Origin of the sequence: Isoptericola sp. F-RaC21 (genome assembly GCF_038593535.1) — a bacterium.
Taxonomy (GTDB): domain Bacteria; phylum Actinomycetota; class Actinomycetes; order Actinomycetales; family Cellulomonadaceae; genus Isoptericola.
Map to the genome: position 1 here is coordinate 279730 of NZ_JBCFYX010000004.1, position 17056 is coordinate 296785.

Consider the following 17056-nt stretch of genomic DNA (forward strand, 5'->3'; position numbering starts at 1 on the left):
CAATGTGATGAACCGAACGGAATACGCTTTCCGCCATCCGAACGCTAAGCGGCCCCGGCGAGGGGTGTCAAACGTCCAGGCCAGTCGCCGACGAGGCCCGCGGGCAGGTGCCCGGGGCGACGGTCAGAGGTCCTCGGGCGCGAGGAGGAAGTCGGCCTCGTCGGCGATCTCGCCGCCCACGGCCGCGTGGATCGCCACCGCCATCTTCCCCACGAGGTCGGCCGCGCGCCGGCGGGCGACGACGTGCGCCGCCTGCGGGAACTCCTGGTTGGCCTCGTAGATGTCCGGCGGGTCCCAGCGCACGTGGTAGCAGACCGCGCCGGACGCCGCCCACGGCAGCTCGCGCACCAGCAGCGGCAGCGTCTCGTCCCCGATCACCTCGACGGTAACCGAACCGTCGAGGCCCAGGTCGGTCGCCAGCCCGTAGGCGTCGAGCACCATCGGCGCCTGCAGGGCGTCGATGTCGACGTCGTCGGCGCGCTCGTGGATCGCCTTGCGCACCTCGGGGTCGAGCGGCTCGCCCGGGTACAGGGGGCGGTCCGCGATGCCCGCGGGCGGGCCCTGGTACGGCTTGCCCTCCGTCGCGAGCACGACGCGGGGGTGCACGGCCTGCAGCACGCGGTGCGCGGCCTGCGGGTCCAGCCAGATGTCGGAGTACACCGTGAGGTCCACGGCCCGGTCCGGGTCGGGGGTCAGCACCACGCCCGGCCCCGCGGGGCGGCGGCCGCCGTCGGCGTCGTCCCACGTGCCGGCGACGTCGAGCCGGACCGAGCCGCCGAGGCGGCGCGCGGCCTGCACCAGCCACGACACGACCCGCTCCTCCTCGCGGTTCGGCAGCGCCGCGGGGAACGCGCGCCCGATGCCGTCGCGGTCGCCGCCGAAGCGGGTCGCGTCGTCCCAGCGCTCGCGCGGGCACACGACGTCGAACACCATCGCCGTGCCGGCCGGCAGGCCCGCGTCGACGCCCTTGCCCGACGGCGCGTACGGGCCGGAGACCACGCTGTGCCGCGACAGCCGCAGCACGCCCGGCTCCCCCGGGTTCGCCATCCGGCCGACGGGGACGTCGGCGCCGGGCAGGTCCGCGGGGACCACGTCCCAGCGCGTGCCGACGAAGCGCGACATGGCCAGCACCTCGATCTCGTCGACCACGACGTCCGCGGGGACCGCCAGCAGGTGACGCGCCTGGTGCCCCTGCGCCGCGACCGGCGGCAACGGGGGCAGGACAGGCTGGTTCTGGGCCATCTGGCGGAGCTCCTTCCGGGACCTGGGCGCACCGCGCCCCGCGCCGGAGCCGGCGCGGCGGGACCGAGCGTAGCGACGTCCCGACCCGTCGCGGAACGGCCCGTCCGGGTCCGTCCCCGTGCCGCGGCCGCGCGCGGCGCTCAGACCTCGCTCCGGTGGAACGACTGCCACGACCGGCTGGCCGTCGGGCCGCGCTGCCCCTGGTAGCGGGAGCCGTACGCGTCCGAGCCGTACGGGTGCTCCGCCGGGGAGGACAGGCGGAAGAAGCACATCTGGCCGATCTTCATGCCCGGCCACAGCGTGATCGGCAGCGTCGCGACGTTGCTCAGCTCCAGGGTCACGTGCCCCGAGAAGCCGGGGTCGATGAACCCGGCCGTGCTGTGCGTGAGCAGCCCCAGCCGGCCGAGCGACGACTTGCCCTCCAGCCGCGCCGCGACGTCGTCGGGCAGGGTGACCGCCTCGAACGTCGACCCCAGCACGAACTCGCCCGGGTGCAGCACGAACGGCTCGTCCGGCGCCACCTCCACGAGCCGCGTGAGCTCCGGCTGCTCCTGCGACGGGTCGATGAACGGGTACTTGTGGTTGTCGAAGAGCCGGAAGTACCGGTCGAGGCGGACGTCGATGCTGGACGGCTGGAGCATCGACGGCTCGTACGGGTCGAGGACGACCCGTCCGGCGTCGAGCTCGGCCCGGATGTCGCGGTCGGAGAGCAGCACGGGGACACGGTAGTCGGGTCGGCCCGAGAGCGCTCCGCCGTCCCGATGACGGCGCCGGGCCGACGCTCGTGTACCCTTGAGGTCGCGCACGCCGTGGGATCCGACCCCGGCACTCTTCGGTACCTCGCATCGAAGCCAGGTCCGCGCGCAGACGACAGCCCCGCTGTCCACGACGATCTCCGCCCACAGAGCGCGGAGCGAGAGCAGAGAGCATCACTTCTTCCACCATCGCAAGGCCCACGACCGTACCCACGGCCACGGGCAGCACCCGACCCACCGCTGTGTGGCGCCGGGCCGACGACGACCTCTGGGTCGCGACGGTCGACGGCGAGTACGGCGGCATGATCACCCGACGTCCCGACGGCTATCACGTCCACGACCGCTTCTCGCAGCCGGTCGCCGTCGCCCCCACCCTTGCCGAGGCGACGAGGCTCCACGCCCCGTCCTGCCACGGCACCGCGCGCGCTCGTCGAGCCCGCGCCCGAACCGTCCGCACCCGCCAGGGTGCGACGACCGGACCCACGTTCGCGGGTCCGTCGCACAAACGAGAGAAGACACCATGACCACCGGAACTGTGAAGTGGTTCAACGAGGAGAAGGGGTTCGGCTTCATCGCCCCCTCCGACGGCACCGCCGACGTGTTCGCGCACTACAGCGCGATCGTCGCCGACGGCTTCCGCTCCCTCAACGAGGGCCAGCAGGTCGAGTTCGAGGTCACGCAGGGCCCCAAGGGCTCGCAGGCCTCGAACATCCGCCCGCTCTGACGCCTGCGCCTGCACGCCGCGCACGCGGCGTGCAGGCGGCCGGCTGTCCCGGGACGCCACGCCGGTTCGGAGCATCCGAACTGGTTGGGTATGATCGGGGCGCGCACACCGTCACGGTGCTGCTGCGCGGGTGTAGTTCAATGGTAGAACTTCAGCTTCCCAAGCTGACAGCGCGGGTTCGATTCCCGTCACCCGCTCCAAGCTTGAACATGCAGGTCAGAGCACGTATGGGCACGTACCGCCCGGCTCTGGTCACACCGGAAATCTCGTCTGGCGTGACCTAACGTGACCGATCCTCTCGGGGGTCGGCCCAGCCGGAAGCGAGGCCCACGTGTCGTCAGCACCCCTCTCCCCCACCCCCGAGCACCCCGTCGAGCTCGACGCCGGCGCGCACCCCGTGCCGCTCGCCGCTCCGGGTGAGCTCCCCGTCGACCGGCCCGTGCGGCGCGCTGCGCGCCGCCAGACGCGCCGCGGTTACGGGAACGTCAACCAGCTCCCGTCGGGACGCTGGCGCGCCCGCTACACCGGCCCGGACGGCAAGCGGCGCACCATCGGCACGTACCCGACCCGCGGCGAGGCCGACGCCGCGCTCGCCGGGGTGCTCTCCGACGTCTACCGCGGCACCTATCGTGCGCCCGAGCGCGGCGCGGTCACGCTGGCGACGTACGCGCGCCGGTGGCTGGCACAGCAGACCGAGCTACGCCCGGGAACCGTCGACCTGTACGCGCGGCTGCTCGACCGGTGGGTGCTGGCCGAGCTGCCCGTCGTCGGGTCGAGCTCGCGGCTCGACTTAGGCCGGGTCGAGCTGCGCGCGCTCACCCCGACCGCGGTTGCCGAGTGGTTCGCGGCGGTGACGGCTGCGGCTCGCGCGTCGGCGACGTCGCGCGCCGAGCGCGCCGACGCCTCGCGTACCGATGCCCAGCACGCACGCGCGTGGGCGCGAGCTCAGGGCATGAGCGTCGGCGCGAGCGGCCGGCTGCCCGCTGCGGTGCTCGACGGCTGGCGGGCGGCGGGCCGGCCCGCCGCTGCGGCCACGGGCGCGAACTCGTCGCCCGACGCCGGGCGCACCCAAGCCGCCCAGGCATACCGGCTGCTGCGCACGGTGTGTAACGCCGCGGTGCGTGAGCGGCTCATCGACGCCTCACCGTGCCAGATACGCCGAGCCGGGCAGGTCCGGCCGGCCGAGCGGGTGCCAGCAACCCCCGCGGAAGTCGACACCATCGCCGCCGCGATGCCCGAGCGGTTCCGCGCCGCGGTCGTCGTGGCCGCGTGGTCGGCGCTGCGCGCCGGTGAGCTGTTCGCGCTCGAACGTCGCCACGTCGAGCGGGTGCCCGGCGGCGGGGTGCGCCTGCGGGTTGAGCAAGCGCTGGTAGACGTCACGGGGCAGCCGCTGACGTTCGGCCCGCCCAAGTCCGACGCAGGCCGGCGCACGGTCAACCTGCACGGGCCGGCCGCGGCGGCGCTGCTGGACCACATGCGCACGTTCACCGGCCCCGGGGCCCGCGCGCTCGTGTTCACGACCGAGAGCGGCCGGCCGGTGCGCGGCGGGCAGCGAACCAAGATGTTCGGCCGAGCTCGACGCGCCGCCGGGCGCGACGACCTGCGCTGGCACGACCTGCGCCACACCGGAGCGACCCGCGCCGCGGAAGCCGGCGCGACGCTGCGCGAGCTACAGAACCGGCTCGGACACTCGACCATCGCCGCGGCGCTGGTATATCAGCACGCAAGCGACGACGCCGACCGCCGACTCGCCGAGCGCATGGCCGCGATGACAGCCCGCGACGCCGGCCCCGGCCGGCACCTGTACGGGGTGCCGGCGTGAGGACCGACGGCGCCGGCCGAGATCCGGCATAGACCCCCGGCGACCTTTCTTACGCGGCAAGACGACACCACCCCGACGTCCCTAGGATCGAGCGCATGAGCACGTCGCCCGTCACGGATGCCGCGTCGGCTAGCCGCGTGCTCGGGGAGCGGCTCGGCGAGCACGACCGGCGCTTCGCTGGCCGGCGCGCGCCGGCGGCGCCCGTGTCCGAGCCCGGCCGGCCGGCCGCCGTGGTGTCGCGCATGCGCGAGCTCGACCAGCTCGACGACCAGCTCGACGAGCTCGACGGGCAGCGCCAGGACAACCGCGGCGCGTCATGGTGGCGCCACCACGAGCACGACCCCGCGGTGCGTGACGCACGCGCCAGCGCGGAGCGCGCCGCGGCGAGCTCGGGCGGACGCTGGCACCGCGCCGGCGTCGTGTTCGGCGAGATCCTCGACGCGCCCACGACCGCGGCGGCACTAGATCTCGTCGACCGGCGCGCCGAGACCCTCGAAGCGGCCGTACGCGCGGCCGACGACGCCGACGACCGCGGATCACGCACCGTGCCGCTGTGGGCCGACGGGCCCGAGCTCGTCGCCGCGGCCCGGCTCGTGGGCCCCGTGGTGGCCGAGCTCGACAACCTGCGGGCCCGAGCTGCACCGACCGCCGGCGAGCTCGGCGCGCTGCTGCCCGTCGAGCTCGGCGCCGGTGGTGGGCTCGAAGCTCTCGCCGCCCGCGCCGGCGACGTCGCCACCGCGGCGACGTCGCGCGGGTGGTGGCAGCGGTACGCCCCCGACGCGCGCCCCGGAGATCTCGCGGCCCTCTACGTCGGCATCGTCGACGCGCTGCTCGACGCGCTCGCGCCCGCGGGCGACGCCGACGAGACCCGCCGCCGCATCGTGGCGCACCTGTACGCCGAGCTCGTCGAGCTACTCACCCGTCCCGCGGCCGACGCCGACACCGCCGCCGCGCCGGGGCGCCCCAGCGGCGGTGACGCCGATTGCCTCGAACCGCCGCCGCCGCCGCACCTCGCGGTGCTCACGCGGTGTGTGCTCACCGCCGCGCCCCCGCGCCCCCGGGCGCGAGCGGCGGCACTCACTGCTGCCTGAGCGACGACCGGCCCGCCCACGCGCGCCGCCCGCTCGTGCCCCGCCCGTTTCGTTAGGGCCGGCTCTCCGACGAGCCGAGAGGCACCATCCCATGAGCGACAAGCTCCTGACCCACAAAACGAACACCCCGACACCGCCGCCGGCGTGCCCCGCGTGCGGCGAGCACGACCGCCTGTGGCGCGTCGAAGAGGGCGCCGCCTACCTAGGCATTCACGTCGACACGCTGCGAGATTTCATCAAGGCCCGCCGGGTACCCGTGGTCAAGGTCGGGCGGGTGCACCGGCTGCGCCGCGCTGACCTAGACGAGTTCATCGCCGCCCAGACGGTTCCGGCCGTTCGGGACGCCGGATGAGCCGGCCGGCCGTGGCGACGGCCCGGCCGCGCCGCGTGCTCGTCGTGGGCCCGTACCCGTCCGCTGCCGGTCACGTCGCCGCTCGACGAGCACCCGCCGATCCTGTGATCGATCTCCACGCCGTGCACGTCGCCGTGGGCGGCGGGCCCGGCGCGGGCCGGATCGTGGCGCTCTCGGCGTCGCACGCCGCCCGGAAGCGGGCCGAGCGCCTACACGACGACGTAACCGTGTGGGTCGTCCACCCCGACCCGACGCCCGACCAGCGCGCCCGATACCTCGCCGACGGGTACGAGCTCGTGGACACCGGACCGCCGCCGGACGAAATGGCGCGGCGGCCCCGGGTGCCCACCGGGACCGCCGCCAACGCTCAGGCCGCCACCAAGCGACACGAACACGGCATCAGTCTGCCACCGCGGGTCGCCGACGACGGGGGCGCGTAGTGGGACACATGCTGAACCGGGCTGCACAGCTCGCCGGCCCGGAGGCGATCCGCTCCGGCCGCGGGGTGACCCACCGGGACGTTCGGGTGTTGGAGGAAGCGGCGTGGCACGCGCTCGACACCGACGTGGGTACGCCGGCCGGGCCGCGCTATTTCAAGGGTTGGGAAGTCCTGGCCGACGCGCTCGGGTACGACGTGCCGGCCGAGCCGGACAGGACCGACCAGTCCGACGAGGCCCGCGCCGCGCGACGACGACGGAAGAACCAGAGAAACGAGATCAGTACGTCCGTGCGGCGGCTAAACGACGCCGAGCTCGTCGACGTCGTGGGGGTTGCGTACACCGGAAGGAACGCCGAGTTCCGGGTACTGCCGCGGCTCATGCCGACCGACGTCGGCCGGCTAACCCGGCGGCAGGGCCGACGACGACCGACGGGCGAAACGCCCGACCTGTGGACGACGGGCGAAACGCCCGACCACTCGAAGGGCGAAACGCCCGACCAGTCCGACCCGACCGACGGGCGAAACGCCCGACCAGTCGACGGGCGAAACGCCCGACCAGTGACGGGCGAAACGCCCGTGGCTGGTCGGGCGAAACGCCCGACCCAAGGAAAGGATGAGGAAGAACAGATAGGAAAGACAGGGCAGGAATCCACTTACCCACCTGCACCACCGTCTAGCGCGCGGGCGCGGGCGCGGGCGACGGCGGCGACGACCACGGCGCCGGCATCGGCGAGCTCGGCGCGTTGCCGGGTGCACCCCAGCCGGCCCGGGTCGGGGTGCGTCGACTGCGCCGGCGACCACCGCGACCCCGACGGCGGACACGACGTCAGCCCCGAGCCCGCGTGCCGGTACTGCTCGGGTGGTGCGTCGTGAGCCCGGGTTCCGGCGCACCCCCCGGGGGGTGCGTGCACGGTGCACCCCCCGGGGGGTGGTGTGCTGCCTGCCGTCGGGCTGCCGAGCGGGGGCGCCCCCGATCGTGTGTCCACGGCTTCCCGGCGTCGAGCTGCCCGCACTGTCCCGGCGGACGCCTGGCCTACCTCGACCAGCTCCCCGGAGCTGCCGAGACCCGAGCGCGCGACGAGCGCGCGGCCAGCTCGCGCGGCCGACCAGCTCGCCGGCCCGCCGTCGTCGAGCTCGACGACGAGCTCGGCGCGGAGCGCGAGAGCGAACCGCCGTCGTCGGAGCGTGAATCGTGATCGGCGCGCGCGAGACCGCGACCCCGATTCTTTGGGGGGCGCGGGTTGGCTACGCCAACCCTGCGGCTCTCTCGTTTTTCCCGGAAGCCTCAACAAAACCGAAGAATCACGCCAGTTTTGTCAGGATTGGCTGGCGGACCCGAGCGCGACCTGGCACGACCCGGGCTCACCAAAACCGGGGGCAGCTCGCCGGCTCAACGAGCGGGCCGCGCGCTCGTCGCGCTTCCGGCGGCGCCGGCCGGTGCCGGCTCGTCGCGGCCGTCCCGCCGGACGGCGCCAGGCGACGAGGCCGGCGCGCTCACGCCGTCGCATCTCGAGCCGTTCGGGCCGGTGGCCCGAGCTCGACGACGGCGCGCGGTTCGTCGTCAACCCGGGTACAGGGGTGGTGGTGTGGTGACGGCCGGTGACGGGCTCGTCGAGCTCCCAGAGCTGGCCGCGGCACACCTACACGTCGCCGTCGTCGAGTGGCTCGTCGACCAGCTCGTCGGCGAGCGTTGGCGGCATCGGGAGCATCTCGCGGCCGACGTGCGCGCGGTCCTCGACTACGCCGAACGGCTCGCCCGTGTTGCCGCTGGCGGTAATCATCCGTTGCCGGCCGACGGCGCCTGGTGGTCGAGTGCTGACGTGGCAGAACACACCAGCACCCCGCCCCGCACCGTGCGGTGGCGGATGCGCAACGGGTGGTGGCCGTCGGCACGTCAGTACGGGGGACGGTGGTTCGTCCCGGCGGCTGACGTGCTCGACGAGCTCAACGGCGCAGGCCGGCTTTCGTCGACAGGGGGCGACGCGCTGGCGGCGCTTCTGCCGCCTCTCCATGACCCGCCGACCCTGGCCCTACGCGCCGTGCTCGAACACCAGCCGGGGCCGCCGGCCGAGCGTGCCGAGCTCGTCGAACGGTTCCGGCTCGCTCGGGCTCGTGCCGAGCTCTACCGGCAACGGCAGGCACGGCGCCTCGCTCCACTGCGCTTGAACGCTGCACCGGAAGGACGAAACGACCCATGACCGCGACCCATCCCGCCCTGCTCACCGTGCCCGGCGTCGACGACCCGCCCGGCGACCACGACGGCGCAACGTTCCCGCCCGCGCACTACCCGCACCGCGACTGGACCGACGACCTCGCCGACCCGTTCCACGTCCCGCCCGAGCTGCGCGACGACTACGCCGCGGCGAGCCCGCCGACGGCCGAGCGTGACGCCTACTGGCGCTCGGGCGCGACCCGGGTTCACACGTTCGGGTGGCGGCGCATGGTCGAGTGGGCCCGCGATCACGGGGCGGTGACCGGGGAGGAAGCGGCACGCCTACGGGCGGAGGATTACGACGCACGCCTGTACCGAAAGCTCGTGAGCGCGGCTGTCATGGTTCACCAGAACGGCCCGGCGCCAGACGACGGCGAGGCCGTGCCGCGCGGGCTCGTGATCGGCACCGACACGTCGCAATTCACGTTCACCGTGCACGAGCACGTCACCGGCCCCGACGGGTTCGCCGAATGGATGCACGGTGAGCGCCTAGAGCTCGCCGAGCGTGCCCGGCGACGCCGGGTCGCCGACGCCGAGCGCGAGGCGCACCGGCAGGCGGAAGTCGAGCGCTGGACGCGCGAGCACACATGCCCGAGCTGCGGCCAGCTCGACGAAATCGAGCTCCTGCCCGTCGCTGCCCCGGGCCCCGTCGCGGCCCGTGCCCGGCTGTGCACGCTGTGCCGCGCGCACGCCGAACGGATCTTGCTCGACGCCGAGACCGTCGACGGCCGGCCCCGGCGCGAGCTCGTCGCCGACCACCTGCGGACCCTCGAAGGGAAGAGCTCATGAGCACCGGATACACCCCGTGGCCGACCGCCCACACCGTCACCCACGACGACCGAGACGAGCACGACCGCCGGATGCTCGCGGGCGCGCTCGGCGGACGGATCGACGACGTAGCCGCGGCCGGCGCGAGCACCGCCGGCGCCGTCGACCAGCTCGCGGCCGAGCACCGGCGGGTGCAGACGTTCGCGCAAGCTCTCGCGGCCGGCATGAGCCCCGAGCGTGCCCGGTCGCTGCTCGGGCTGCCCGACCGCCCCGAGCCCGCCGCCCCCGAGCCCGTCGTCATCCCACAGAACAACGGCATCCCGCTCGTGGTGTACCCCGGCGAGCACGTCAGCGCCGGCATCCTGCACCGACGCTGACCGCCGGCCCACAACCCGCGACCGCTGCACGATGCGACGCCGCCGAAATCTCACCGGGCAGCGGTTCGGCGCCGTCGTCGTGCTCGACGACCCCGCGACCCCCGGCGGGCGCACCGCGCTGTGCTGGTGCGACTGCGGGCGCGTCGTCGAGCTCTACCGGGACGGGCTGACCACCGGCCGCACCCTGACATGCGGGGACCGGTGGGAGCACAGCAGGAAACCCGTCGTCACCTACGCCGACGCTCACTGGCGCGTCAAGCGTGAGCGCGGGCCGGCCCGCGCTCACCTGTGCGTCGACTGCGGACGGCCCGCGGCCCACTGTTCCTACGACCACACCGACCCCGCCGAGCTCGTCGAGCCGCGGTATTTCGGCCCCGCCGCCTACTCGCTCGACGTCGACTGTTACGAACCGCGATGCGCGTCGTGTCACGCGCGCGTCGACCGCGCCTGGCAGTCTGGCCGAGAGCTGCGAAAACCCGCCATTCCGCCAGTTCAAGAAGCTCTCTTCGCCGATCAGGCCATCCCCCCAATCGTCGATGGCTCACCCCGGAAGAACGGGTGAATTCCCAATCCGCGCCTGGCTGCGGGCGGTTTTAGGCACCACGCTGGGTGTCCAGCAACACCCACCGACCGGTCGCGGGGAGCCGAGCCATGCAAGAATCCAATGGGCAACGACGCATCATACTTCCAATGACATCCATTGCCGACGCCTCCGGCGCTAGCAACAACTCGCCACCATGGCCATTCTATCTCGATGTGATCTCTGAACAGGCACGCATTGGACTCCGCCATTTGCTGAACATCTGGAGCATGGAGGGAACACCACCCAACGTCGAATTCTGGTCCCACCGCGATAAATTCGACGAGAGCGAAGTGTGGTCCCATCTTCAAGGTGCATTGTTTGCTGGAATCATTCTCGCAAGAATGTTCGACCCCAAGATCCCGAGCCCACCCAGGAAGGCGAGCAAGGTGCAGAGAGACGCTCAGCTAGCCCGCAAGGAGGCTGGCGAACTGCGCGCTCTTGAATTGCGCACACTTCTGGACGTCGCCAGCGACTCCCCATTGATAACAATTCGCCAGGTTCGAGATTCCATTGAACATATCGATGAGCGGATCGACGAGTTGGTCGCTGCCGGCAACGTGGCATCCGTTAGCGATTTCGGGGTGGTAGTGGGTGGGCGATTTGCAGATCATCACGGCGACGATGTGGACGCGAAAGGTTCCACACTCCGGCACGTTCCGTTGCGCCAATTTGCGCCCGACATGGGTGTCCTCTTCTTTCGCGATAAGCATATTGATCTGTTCGATTATGAGACCGCGCTCTACAATGTCCTTGCCGAAATGCCCAAGGCATTAGCTGCCACGGGCCCGACGTCGAGAACATCGACATTCGCAAACTCCTCACCGCGCACGTGGGAATTCGGTGCCGTGCAGAATCGGCGCGAAGCTATTGAGAAGGTCCGACGTGAGGTAGAAGCTCACGGTCACGACCTTCTGCACCCAGCACCGAGCGCACGATCAATCGTCTTGGTCGCAAACCTTCCAACCGAAACTGCCACCTAGACACGCCAACAGCACGTAAGTGTCGCTGCACGGAAGCGCGGTTCGCAGGCCGCTCCCGCCCTGTCCCTGTGCGGGCACGGACTGGGACGGGAACGACCCGCGGTCCATCTAGCCACCATCCCGACCCGGACGCGACAGGGCGCCCCACGTCTGCGAGCTCGGGTAGGTCAAGAGCCCTGGTCGCGCGTGCGAACGTGTGGCGCCTGTGCCCTCGCGGCGTGACCTAACGTGACCTAAGTTCGGCCGACCAGGACCGTCAGCGACCGACCAGGACCGACGAGGACCGGCGAGTCCGCTATTATTGACGCTGGTCAGCGCGATATTTGCGCTGGTCATTCAATCGTCAGATTCAGCGTCCGACGAGATTCCCAAGCTGACAGCGCGGGTTCGATTCCCGTCACCCGCTCCACCACGAGGTCCCTCGACGCCGACGAACGGCGCGAGCCCTCGCCTCCCGCACCCCCGCGCCCTAGAGTGATCGCTCATGGGGGATGCCACCCGGACAGGCACCGACCAGGAGCACACGCTCTCGGTCATCGTTCCTGTGTACCGGGGCGAACGTCATCTTCCCGGGCTCGTCGACGAGCTCTCCCCCCTCACCGAGCCGCAGCGCTCCCCGGCCGGGCACCCGTACCGCGTGACCGAGGTGATCCTCGTCAACGACTGCGGTCCGGACGACTCCGCGCGAGTGATGCGCGACCTCGCGGCGGCGCACCCCTGGGTCCGGCCGGTCTGGCTCAGCCGCAACTTCGGGCAGCACGCCGCGACCATCGCCGGCGTCGCGAGCTCCTCGGGCGACTGGGTCGTGACGATGGACGAGGACGGGCAGCACGACCCGGCCGCCATCGGAGACCTGCTCGACACGGCGCTGCGGGAGCGCTCGGCGCTCGTGTACGCGTCGCCCCGCAACGCGACCCCGCACACCGTGTTCCGCAACACGACCTCACGGGCCGCCAAGCTGCTCATCAACATGCTCTCGGGCGGCGACGCCGACGCGACGAAGTTCCACAGCTTCCGCCTCGTGCTCGGCGAGGTCGGGCGAAGCGTGGCGGCCTACGCGGGCCAGGGGGTCTATCTCGACGTGGCGCTGAGCTGGGTCGCCGACTGGGTGACGACGTGCCCGGTGTCGATGCGCTCGGAGGGCGCCCGCGTGTCCGGCTACTCCGTGCGCACCCTCGTCTCCCACTTCTGGCGGATGGTCATGACGAGCGGCACCCGCGGGCTGCGGGTCGTCAGCCTGATCGGCGCGACCTTCGCCACCTTCGGCCTCGCCCTCGCCGTGGTGCTGGCCGTCGACCGGCTCGCGGGCGGCAACGTCCCCGAGGGGTGGACCTCGACCGTCGTCATCGTCCTGCTGTGCTCGGGCATCATCCTGTACGCCCTCGGCATCGTCGCCGAGTACATCGGTGTCGCGGTCAACATGGCGATGGGCAAGCCCCCGTACCTCATCATGAGCGACCCCCAGGCGGGGCCGCTCGGCAGGAGCGGCCGTGGCACGTGACGGGCGGGTGACCTGGGTCGTCGGCGGCGGAGGCCTGCTGGGCGGGCAGCTCGTGGCCTGTGCCACGACGGCAGGACGCGCCGTCCACGCGAGCAAGGTGCCCTGGCACGACCCCGACGCCGCCGTGTCGGTCCTCGCCCACGACGCGGAGCGCCTGCTGGCGACGTTCGACGGCGTCGACCTCCTCTGGGCCGCCGGCGCCGGCGTCGTCGCGACCGGCCAGGACGCCCTCGACCGCGAGGTGTCCGTCCTCGACGCCGTCGTCGACGAGCTGGACGCCGCGTGCGACCGACATCCCGGGACGACGGTCCGCGCCTTCCTGGCCTCGTCCGCCGGCGGGGTCTACGCCGGCTCGAGCGACCCGCCCTTCACCGAGGGCACGGCGACGTCGCCGCTGTCGCCCTACGGCACGGCGAAGCTCGCCTCGGAGTCGGCGGTGCGACGCCTGACGGCCCGCGGCGCCTCGGTGCTGATCGGGCGGATCGCCAACCTCTACGGGCCGGGTCAGAACCTGGCCAAGCCGCAGGGCCTGATCACGCAGCTCTGCCGCGCCGAGGTCCAGCGTTCTCCCCTGCTGATCTACGTGTCGCTCGACACCGCCCGGGACTACGTCTACGTGCGCGACGCCGCGCGCATGGTGCTGGCCGGGATGGACCGGCTCTCCGACGCGGGGCCGGGCGCCGCCGTCGTGAAGATCCTCGCCTCGCAGGCCGCGGTGACCCTCGCGACGATCGTCGGCGAGCTCTCCCGCATCACCAAGCGTCGCGCACCCATCGTGCTGGGCACGTCCTCGAGCACGCCGTTCCAGGCCCGGGACCTCCGCTTCAGGTCGACCCTGTGGCCCGAGGTCGACCGGCTCGCCAGCACCACCCTCGCGACCGGGATCGGGGCCACGTTCGCGGACGTCGCCCGGTCGTTGCGCCGCCCGGGCGGCCCTCGATGACGCGCGGCGGGCGTCGCACGCTCCGCCGCGCCGGCGTGCTGGCCGCCGCGGTGGCCGGGGTCGTCGCGACGTCGTCGTGCGTCGACCTGTCGGCGGGCTACCAGGGTCCCCGGGCGCTCGTCCCGCCGCTCGACGGGCCGTGCTGGCCGCTGCCCGACGACGTCACCGTCGACGTCGGCCACCAGGTCATGCGCCAGTACGTCGTGGGAGACCGCTGGGTGCTGCTGGTCCAGTGGGACAGACTGAGCCCGGACGCCTTCACGGCAAGCCTCACCGACAGCCTGGTCGACGGAGGCTTCACCGAGCTGAGCCCCGAGTCGGGCTGGCACCGCTTCGAGGCCCCCGGGTACGGCGGGGTGGCGTTCGACGTGACCCCGCTCGACGGCGCCACGCCCGAGACCCTGGTGCAGGGCACCTTCCGGCTGGACCTCCCGCGGGACGCCGCCCGCCCCCGGAAGACGGCGCACTGCACGCCGATCGAGCGGGTCGATCCCCCGGCCGAGGACGCCACCGTGATGGCGGGGACGTCGTGACCGGCATCGGCTCCGACCGGGTCCCCGCCGCCGCGAGCCCGTCCGCACCCGGCACCGGGGGCGACCGGGGTCCGGCATCGCCTCCGCCCGAGCCGCGGCGGCGCCGTCCCGTCCTGCCCCTGGTCGTCGTCGGCGTCCTGGTGCTGCTGAACCTGGCGCTGCGGGTCGTCATGGCGCACAAGGCGCTGCCCGCCGCGCTCGAGGGCGACGAGGTCTCGTACGCCACCGGTGCGCGCGTCCTCGCGGACTCCGCCCGCGCCCTGCTGCAGGGCGGCGAGCTCCCGACGGACGAGCTCCAGGCCCGCCTCGTCGGCAACGGCTGGTTCATGCCGGGCATGTCCCTGCTGATCGCGCCGGTGTTCCTGGTAGATCCCACGGCCGGCGACGCCGCCGTCCGCACCTACCTCGGCATCCTGTCGACGACGGTCTTCCTCGCCGTCGTCGCCGTCGTCGCCAGGACGCTCGGGCTCCGCACGGCGGCGGTGCTGCTCGTGGTGCCGGGGCTCATCCCGATGTGGGTGCTGTTCGGCTTCAGCGGGTGGGGCGACGCCTGGGCCGGTCTGGTGATCCTCGCGACGGTCCCGCTGCTCGTCGTCATGTGGCGCCGCCTCGACGCCGACGGCACGGTCCGCTTCCGTGACGCGGCCCTGCTCGGGCTCGCCCTCGTCGTCGCGCTGTACCTGCGCTCCAGCACGCTCCCGCTGGTGGTCGCGGTCCTCGTCCTGCTGGTCGTGGTGGTCCTCCTCCGGGCGCGCGGCCGGGCGCTCGCCCGCTCCCTGGCGGCGTCCGCCGTGGCGGTCGCGGTCGTGGTGGCGCTGCTGGCGCCGTGGTCGGCGCTGATGAGCCGCACCTTCGGCGAACGGGTCACGACGACCACCACGATGTCCCTGTCCGTCGCCTACGCCTTCGGCGACCGCGACGAGCTCTGCTTCGGCCCCTGCCCCGAGGGGAACATCTGGACGACCATGGCCCGCTACGCGCGCGCGGTGGGCGCGCAGACCGGCGAGAACCCCCTGGAGGTCCGGCGGCAGATGCGCGACTACGCGCTGCGCGACGTCACGCCGGCGGACTATGCCGCCGGGGTGCTCGACAACTTCTCGCGGTACGCCCTCTCGCCCGCCTCGTACGACCACGTGTTCCGCCCCGAGACGGAGGGGGCGGACAAGACCCCCGAGGCGGCCCCGGACCGGCTCAACATCGCCGTGACCCGCTGGGTCTACCTCGTCGCCCTCGGCATCGCCGCGGTCGCGATCGTGGCCGCGCGACGCGTGCGGACCGACGCCCAGGTCATGGTGATCACGGCCTCCGGCCTGCTCGCGCTCCTCATGTCCCAGCCGTTCGTCCACGTCTCCAGCGGGCGGTACTGGCCGGTCTTCGTCCCGCTGCTCGGGATCGCGATCGCCGGCCTGCTGGCACCGGCCGACCCCTCGAGGTCGAGCACCGCCCTCCGCTGGGTCCAGGTCGCCCTCGCCGCCGGCTGGGTCGTCGTGGTCGGCGGCCTGTTCCTCGTCGCCGGCTGACGCGGGGACAGCCATGACGCAGCCCGTGCCCGAGCCGGCCCGACGAGGAAGGATCCTGGCGTTCCTGCGCCGGCGCGAGTCCCTCTTCCTCGCCGTCGGTGCGATCAACACGCTGGTCGGGCTGGTGGCGTTCGCGCTGTTCGAGCGCTTCCTGGGGGACGTGATCGGGTATCTCGGCGCCCTGGTGCTGGCCTACGCCGTGGGGATCGCGGTCGGCTTCACCCTGCACCGCCGCTTCGTGTTCAAGGTGCGGGGCGGCGTCTGGCTCGACCTCGTCCGGTTCGTGGGCGTGCAGCTCAGCGCGCTCGCGGTCAACGCCGCGCTCCTGCCGGTCTTCGTCGAGCTCGTGCACCTCCCGGTGCTCCCGGCCCAGGTGCTCGCCCTGGCCCTGACGGTGACGGCCAGCTACTTCGGCCACCTGTACTTCTCGTTCCGACGCCCCTCCGACGCCCCCGCGCGCGAGCAGGCCCCGGGATCAGGTCGGGGGCCTGCGGGCGGCGACCACGACCGATGACCCGAACGGCAGGTCGCGTCGCGCCAGGACCCGGTCGTCGACGGTGCCGAGCGCGGTGAGGACCCGGTCCACGACGGGGAGCGACCTCGGCAGCCGGACGACGTCGGCGGCGCGCCCGTCGCCCGGCCGCACCAGGCCGCGGGCGCGCCGCGCGAGCCGTTCGACGACGAAGGCCGGGAACGTCGAGGCGAACGCGTAGGTCGCGCGGAGGACCTCGAAGCCCGCGCCCTCCATCGCCGCCACGGCGCGCCCGCGCGTGTAGCGCCGGACGTGCCCGTTCTGGACGTCGAAGTCGCTCCAGAGCCACTGGTAGGCGGGCACGGTCATGAGGAAGCACCCGCCGGGGCGCAGGACCCGGCGGACCTCGGCCAGGACGACGTCCTCGGGGTCGCAGTGCTCGACGACGTCGAAGGCGCCGACGACGTCGAACACCCCGTCCGCGAAGGGGAGCGACGCCGCCGACCCGCACACCCCCGAGCCGGGCGTGAGGCCCCGCGCGTCGATGTCCAGGGTGACGTGGTGACGCCGCCCCCGCAGCCAGCCGACACTGGGGCCGTCCGCGCTCCCCACGTCCAGGACGTCGGCCGCGCCGTGCGCATACGGGCCGAGCACCGTGCGGAGCAGCTGCCCGCGGGTGCGGTACCACCAGTAGTCCGAGCGGTCGAGGGACGCGGACCCACCGTTCGCCGACGGTTTCACA

Annotated in this window: 19 protein-coding genes and 1 tRNA gene; 17 read left to right on the forward strand and 3 right to left on the reverse strand. The window is 72.9% G+C overall.

The window, feature by feature from the left end:
* Positions 1 to 123: 123 nt before the first annotated feature.
* Both AAG589_RS16105 and dcd read right to left on the reverse strand, forming a co-directional pair.
* Positions 124 to 1242 (reverse strand): hypothetical protein, encoded by a 1119-nt coding sequence (locus AAG589_RS16105; protein ID WP_430568287.1) that lies wholly within the window; start codon positions 1240 to 1242, stop codon positions 124 to 126.
* Between the two features lie 140 nt (positions 1243 to 1382).
* Positions 1383 to 1958 (reverse strand): dCTP deaminase, encoded by a 576-nt coding sequence (dcd, locus tag AAG589_RS16110; protein ID WP_430568288.1) that lies wholly within the window; start codon positions 1956 to 1958, stop codon positions 1383 to 1385.
* A 559-nt stretch (positions 1959 to 2517) separates the two neighbouring features.
* On the opposite strand from dcd, the gene AAG589_RS16115 reads away from it, so the two are divergent.
* The 17 genes from AAG589_RS16115 (at position 2518) to AAG589_RS16195 (ending at position 16356) form a co-directional block, all read left to right on the forward strand.
* The gene (locus tag AAG589_RS16115) at positions 2518 to 2721 is read left to right on the forward strand and encodes a cold-shock protein (RefSeq protein ID WP_430568289.1); all 204 of its coding nucleotides are present in this window, start codon (positions 2518 to 2520) and stop codon (positions 2719 to 2721) included.
* Between the two features lie 126 nt (positions 2722 to 2847).
* A tRNA-Gly gene (locus tag AAG589_RS16120) sits at positions 2848 to 2921 on the forward strand.
* Positions 2922 to 3052: 131 nt separating this feature from the next.
* Positions 3053 to 4543 carry a tyrosine-type recombinase/integrase gene (locus AAG589_RS16125; protein ID WP_430568290.1) on the forward strand — a complete coding sequence of 497 codons (1491 nt, stop codon included), beginning with the start codon at positions 3053 to 3055 and terminating at the stop codon, positions 4541 to 4543.
* Positions 4544 to 4638: 95 nt separating this feature from the next.
* Positions 4639 to 5634, forward strand: a complete 996-nt coding sequence (locus AAG589_RS16130) for a hypothetical protein (RefSeq protein WP_430568291.1) — start codon at positions 4639 to 4641, stop codon at positions 5632 to 5634.
* 91 nt (positions 5635 to 5725) lie between these two features.
* Positions 5726 to 5986 carry a helix-turn-helix domain-containing protein gene (locus tag AAG589_RS16135; protein ID WP_430568292.1) on the forward strand — a complete coding sequence of 87 codons (261 nt, stop codon included), beginning with the start codon at positions 5726 to 5728 and terminating at the stop codon, positions 5984 to 5986.
* On the forward strand, positions 5983 to 6426 hold the full coding sequence (locus AAG589_RS16140; protein ID WP_430568293.1) for a hypothetical protein: 444 nt from the start codon (positions 5983 to 5985) through the stop codon (positions 6424 to 6426). The genes AAG589_RS16135 and AAG589_RS16140 overlap by 4 nt, the downstream gene beginning before the upstream one ends.
* An 8-nt stretch (positions 6427 to 6434) precedes the next feature.
* The gene (locus AAG589_RS16145) at positions 6435 to 7298 is read left to right on the forward strand and encodes a hypothetical protein (protein WP_430568294.1); all 864 of its coding nucleotides are present in this window, start codon (positions 6435 to 6437) and stop codon (positions 7296 to 7298) included.
* Positions 7299 to 8011: 713 nt separating this feature from the next.
* Positions 8012 to 8623: a hypothetical protein gene (locus AAG589_RS16150; protein ID WP_430568295.1), complete on the forward strand. Its 612-nt coding sequence runs from the start codon at positions 8012 to 8014 to the stop codon at positions 8621 to 8623.
* Positions 8620 to 9426: a hypothetical protein gene (locus tag AAG589_RS16155; RefSeq protein WP_430568296.1), complete on the forward strand. Its 807-nt coding sequence runs from the start codon at positions 8620 to 8622 to the stop codon at positions 9424 to 9426. The genes AAG589_RS16150 and AAG589_RS16155 overlap by 4 nt, the downstream gene beginning before the upstream one ends.
* Positions 9423 to 9782: a hypothetical protein gene (locus AAG589_RS16160; protein ID WP_430568297.1), complete on the forward strand. Its 360-nt coding sequence runs from the start codon at positions 9423 to 9425 to the stop codon at positions 9780 to 9782. The genes AAG589_RS16155 and AAG589_RS16160 overlap by 4 nt, the downstream gene beginning before the upstream one ends.
* Before the next feature lie 31 nt (positions 9783 to 9813).
* On the forward strand, positions 9814 to 10344 hold the full coding sequence (locus tag AAG589_RS16165) for a hypothetical protein (protein ID WP_430568298.1): 531 nt from the start codon (positions 9814 to 9816) through the stop codon (positions 10342 to 10344).
* A 128-nt stretch (positions 10345 to 10472) separates the two neighbouring features.
* Complete coding sequence (locus AAG589_RS16170) at positions 10473 to 11345, forward strand: hypothetical protein (protein WP_430568299.1); 873 nt, start codon at positions 10473 to 10475, stop codon at positions 11343 to 11345.
* Positions 11346 to 11829: 484 nt separating this feature from the next.
* Positions 11830 to 12846, forward strand: coding sequence for a glycosyltransferase family 2 protein (locus tag AAG589_RS16175; RefSeq protein ID WP_430568300.1), 1017 nt, complete (start codon positions 11830 to 11832; stop codon positions 12844 to 12846).
* Positions 12836 to 13789: an NAD-dependent epimerase/dehydratase family protein gene (locus AAG589_RS16180; RefSeq protein ID WP_430568301.1), complete on the forward strand. Its 954-nt coding sequence runs from the start codon at positions 12836 to 12838 to the stop codon at positions 13787 to 13789. The genes AAG589_RS16175 and AAG589_RS16180 overlap by 11 nt, the downstream gene beginning before the upstream one ends.
* Positions 13786 to 14322 carry a hypothetical protein gene (locus AAG589_RS16185; RefSeq protein WP_430568302.1) on the forward strand — a complete coding sequence of 179 codons (537 nt, stop codon included), beginning with the start codon at positions 13786 to 13788 and terminating at the stop codon, positions 14320 to 14322. Before AAG589_RS16180 ends, AAG589_RS16185 begins: the two co-directional genes overlap by 4 nt.
* Positions 14319 to 15842: a hypothetical protein gene (locus AAG589_RS16190; RefSeq protein ID WP_430568303.1), complete on the forward strand. Its 1524-nt coding sequence runs from the start codon at positions 14319 to 14321 to the stop codon at positions 15840 to 15842. The genes AAG589_RS16185 and AAG589_RS16190 overlap by 4 nt, the downstream gene beginning before the upstream one ends.
* 13 nt (positions 15843 to 15855) lie before the next feature.
* The gene (locus AAG589_RS16195; RefSeq protein WP_430568304.1) at positions 15856 to 16356 is read left to right on the forward strand and encodes a GtrA family protein; all 501 of its coding nucleotides are present in this window, start codon (positions 15856 to 15858) and stop codon (positions 16354 to 16356) included.
* Here the strand turns inward: AAG589_RS16195 and AAG589_RS16200 are convergent.
* Positions 16318 to 17055, reverse strand: coding sequence for a class I SAM-dependent methyltransferase (locus AAG589_RS16200; RefSeq protein ID WP_430568305.1), 738 nt, complete (start codon positions 17053 to 17055; stop codon positions 16318 to 16320). The two genes, AAG589_RS16195 and AAG589_RS16200, sit on opposite strands and share 39 nt — an antisense overlap.
* Position 17056: the final 1 nt, after the last annotated feature.

Coding starts and splice junctions, on each gene's coding strand:
- AAG589_RS16105 (WP_430568287.1), bottom strand. CDS start 1,242: ATGGCCCAGAACCAGCCTGTCCTGCCCCCGTTGCCGCCGGTCGCGGCG.
- AAG589_RS16115 (WP_430568289.1), top strand. CDS start 2,518: ATGACCACCGGAACTGTGAAGTGGTTCAACGAGGAGAAGGGGTTCGGC.
- AAG589_RS16130 (WP_430568291.1), top strand. CDS start 4,639: ATGAGCACGTCGCCCGTCACGGATGCCGCGTCGGCTAGCCGCGTGCTC.
- AAG589_RS16135 (WP_430568292.1), top strand. CDS start 5,726: ATGAGCGACAAGCTCCTGACCCACAAAACGAACACCCCGACACCGCCG.
- AAG589_RS16140 (WP_430568293.1), top strand. CDS start 5,983: ATGAGCCGGCCGGCCGTGGCGACGGCCCGGCCGCGCCGCGTGCTCGTC.
- AAG589_RS16145 (WP_430568294.1), top strand. CDS start 6,435: ATGCTGAACCGGGCTGCACAGCTCGCCGGCCCGGAGGCGATCCGCTCC.
- AAG589_RS16155 (WP_430568296.1), top strand. CDS start 8,620: ATGACCGCGACCCATCCCGCCCTGCTCACCGTGCCCGGCGTCGACGAC.
- AAG589_RS16160 (WP_430568297.1), top strand. CDS start 9,423: ATGAGCACCGGATACACCCCGTGGCCGACCGCCCACACCGTCACCCAC.
- AAG589_RS16165 (WP_430568298.1), top strand. CDS start 9,814: ATGCGACGCCGCCGAAATCTCACCGGGCAGCGGTTCGGCGCCGTCGTC.
- AAG589_RS16170 (WP_430568299.1), top strand. CDS start 10,473: ATGACATCCATTGCCGACGCCTCCGGCGCTAGCAACAACTCGCCACCA.
- AAG589_RS16175 (WP_430568300.1), top strand. CDS start 11,830: ATGGGGGATGCCACCCGGACAGGCACCGACCAGGAGCACACGCTCTCG.
- AAG589_RS16185 (WP_430568302.1), top strand. CDS start 13,786: ATGACGCGCGGCGGGCGTCGCACGCTCCGCCGCGCCGGCGTGCTGGCC.
- AAG589_RS16195 (WP_430568304.1), top strand. CDS start 15,856: ATGACGCAGCCCGTGCCCGAGCCGGCCCGACGAGGAAGGATCCTGGCG.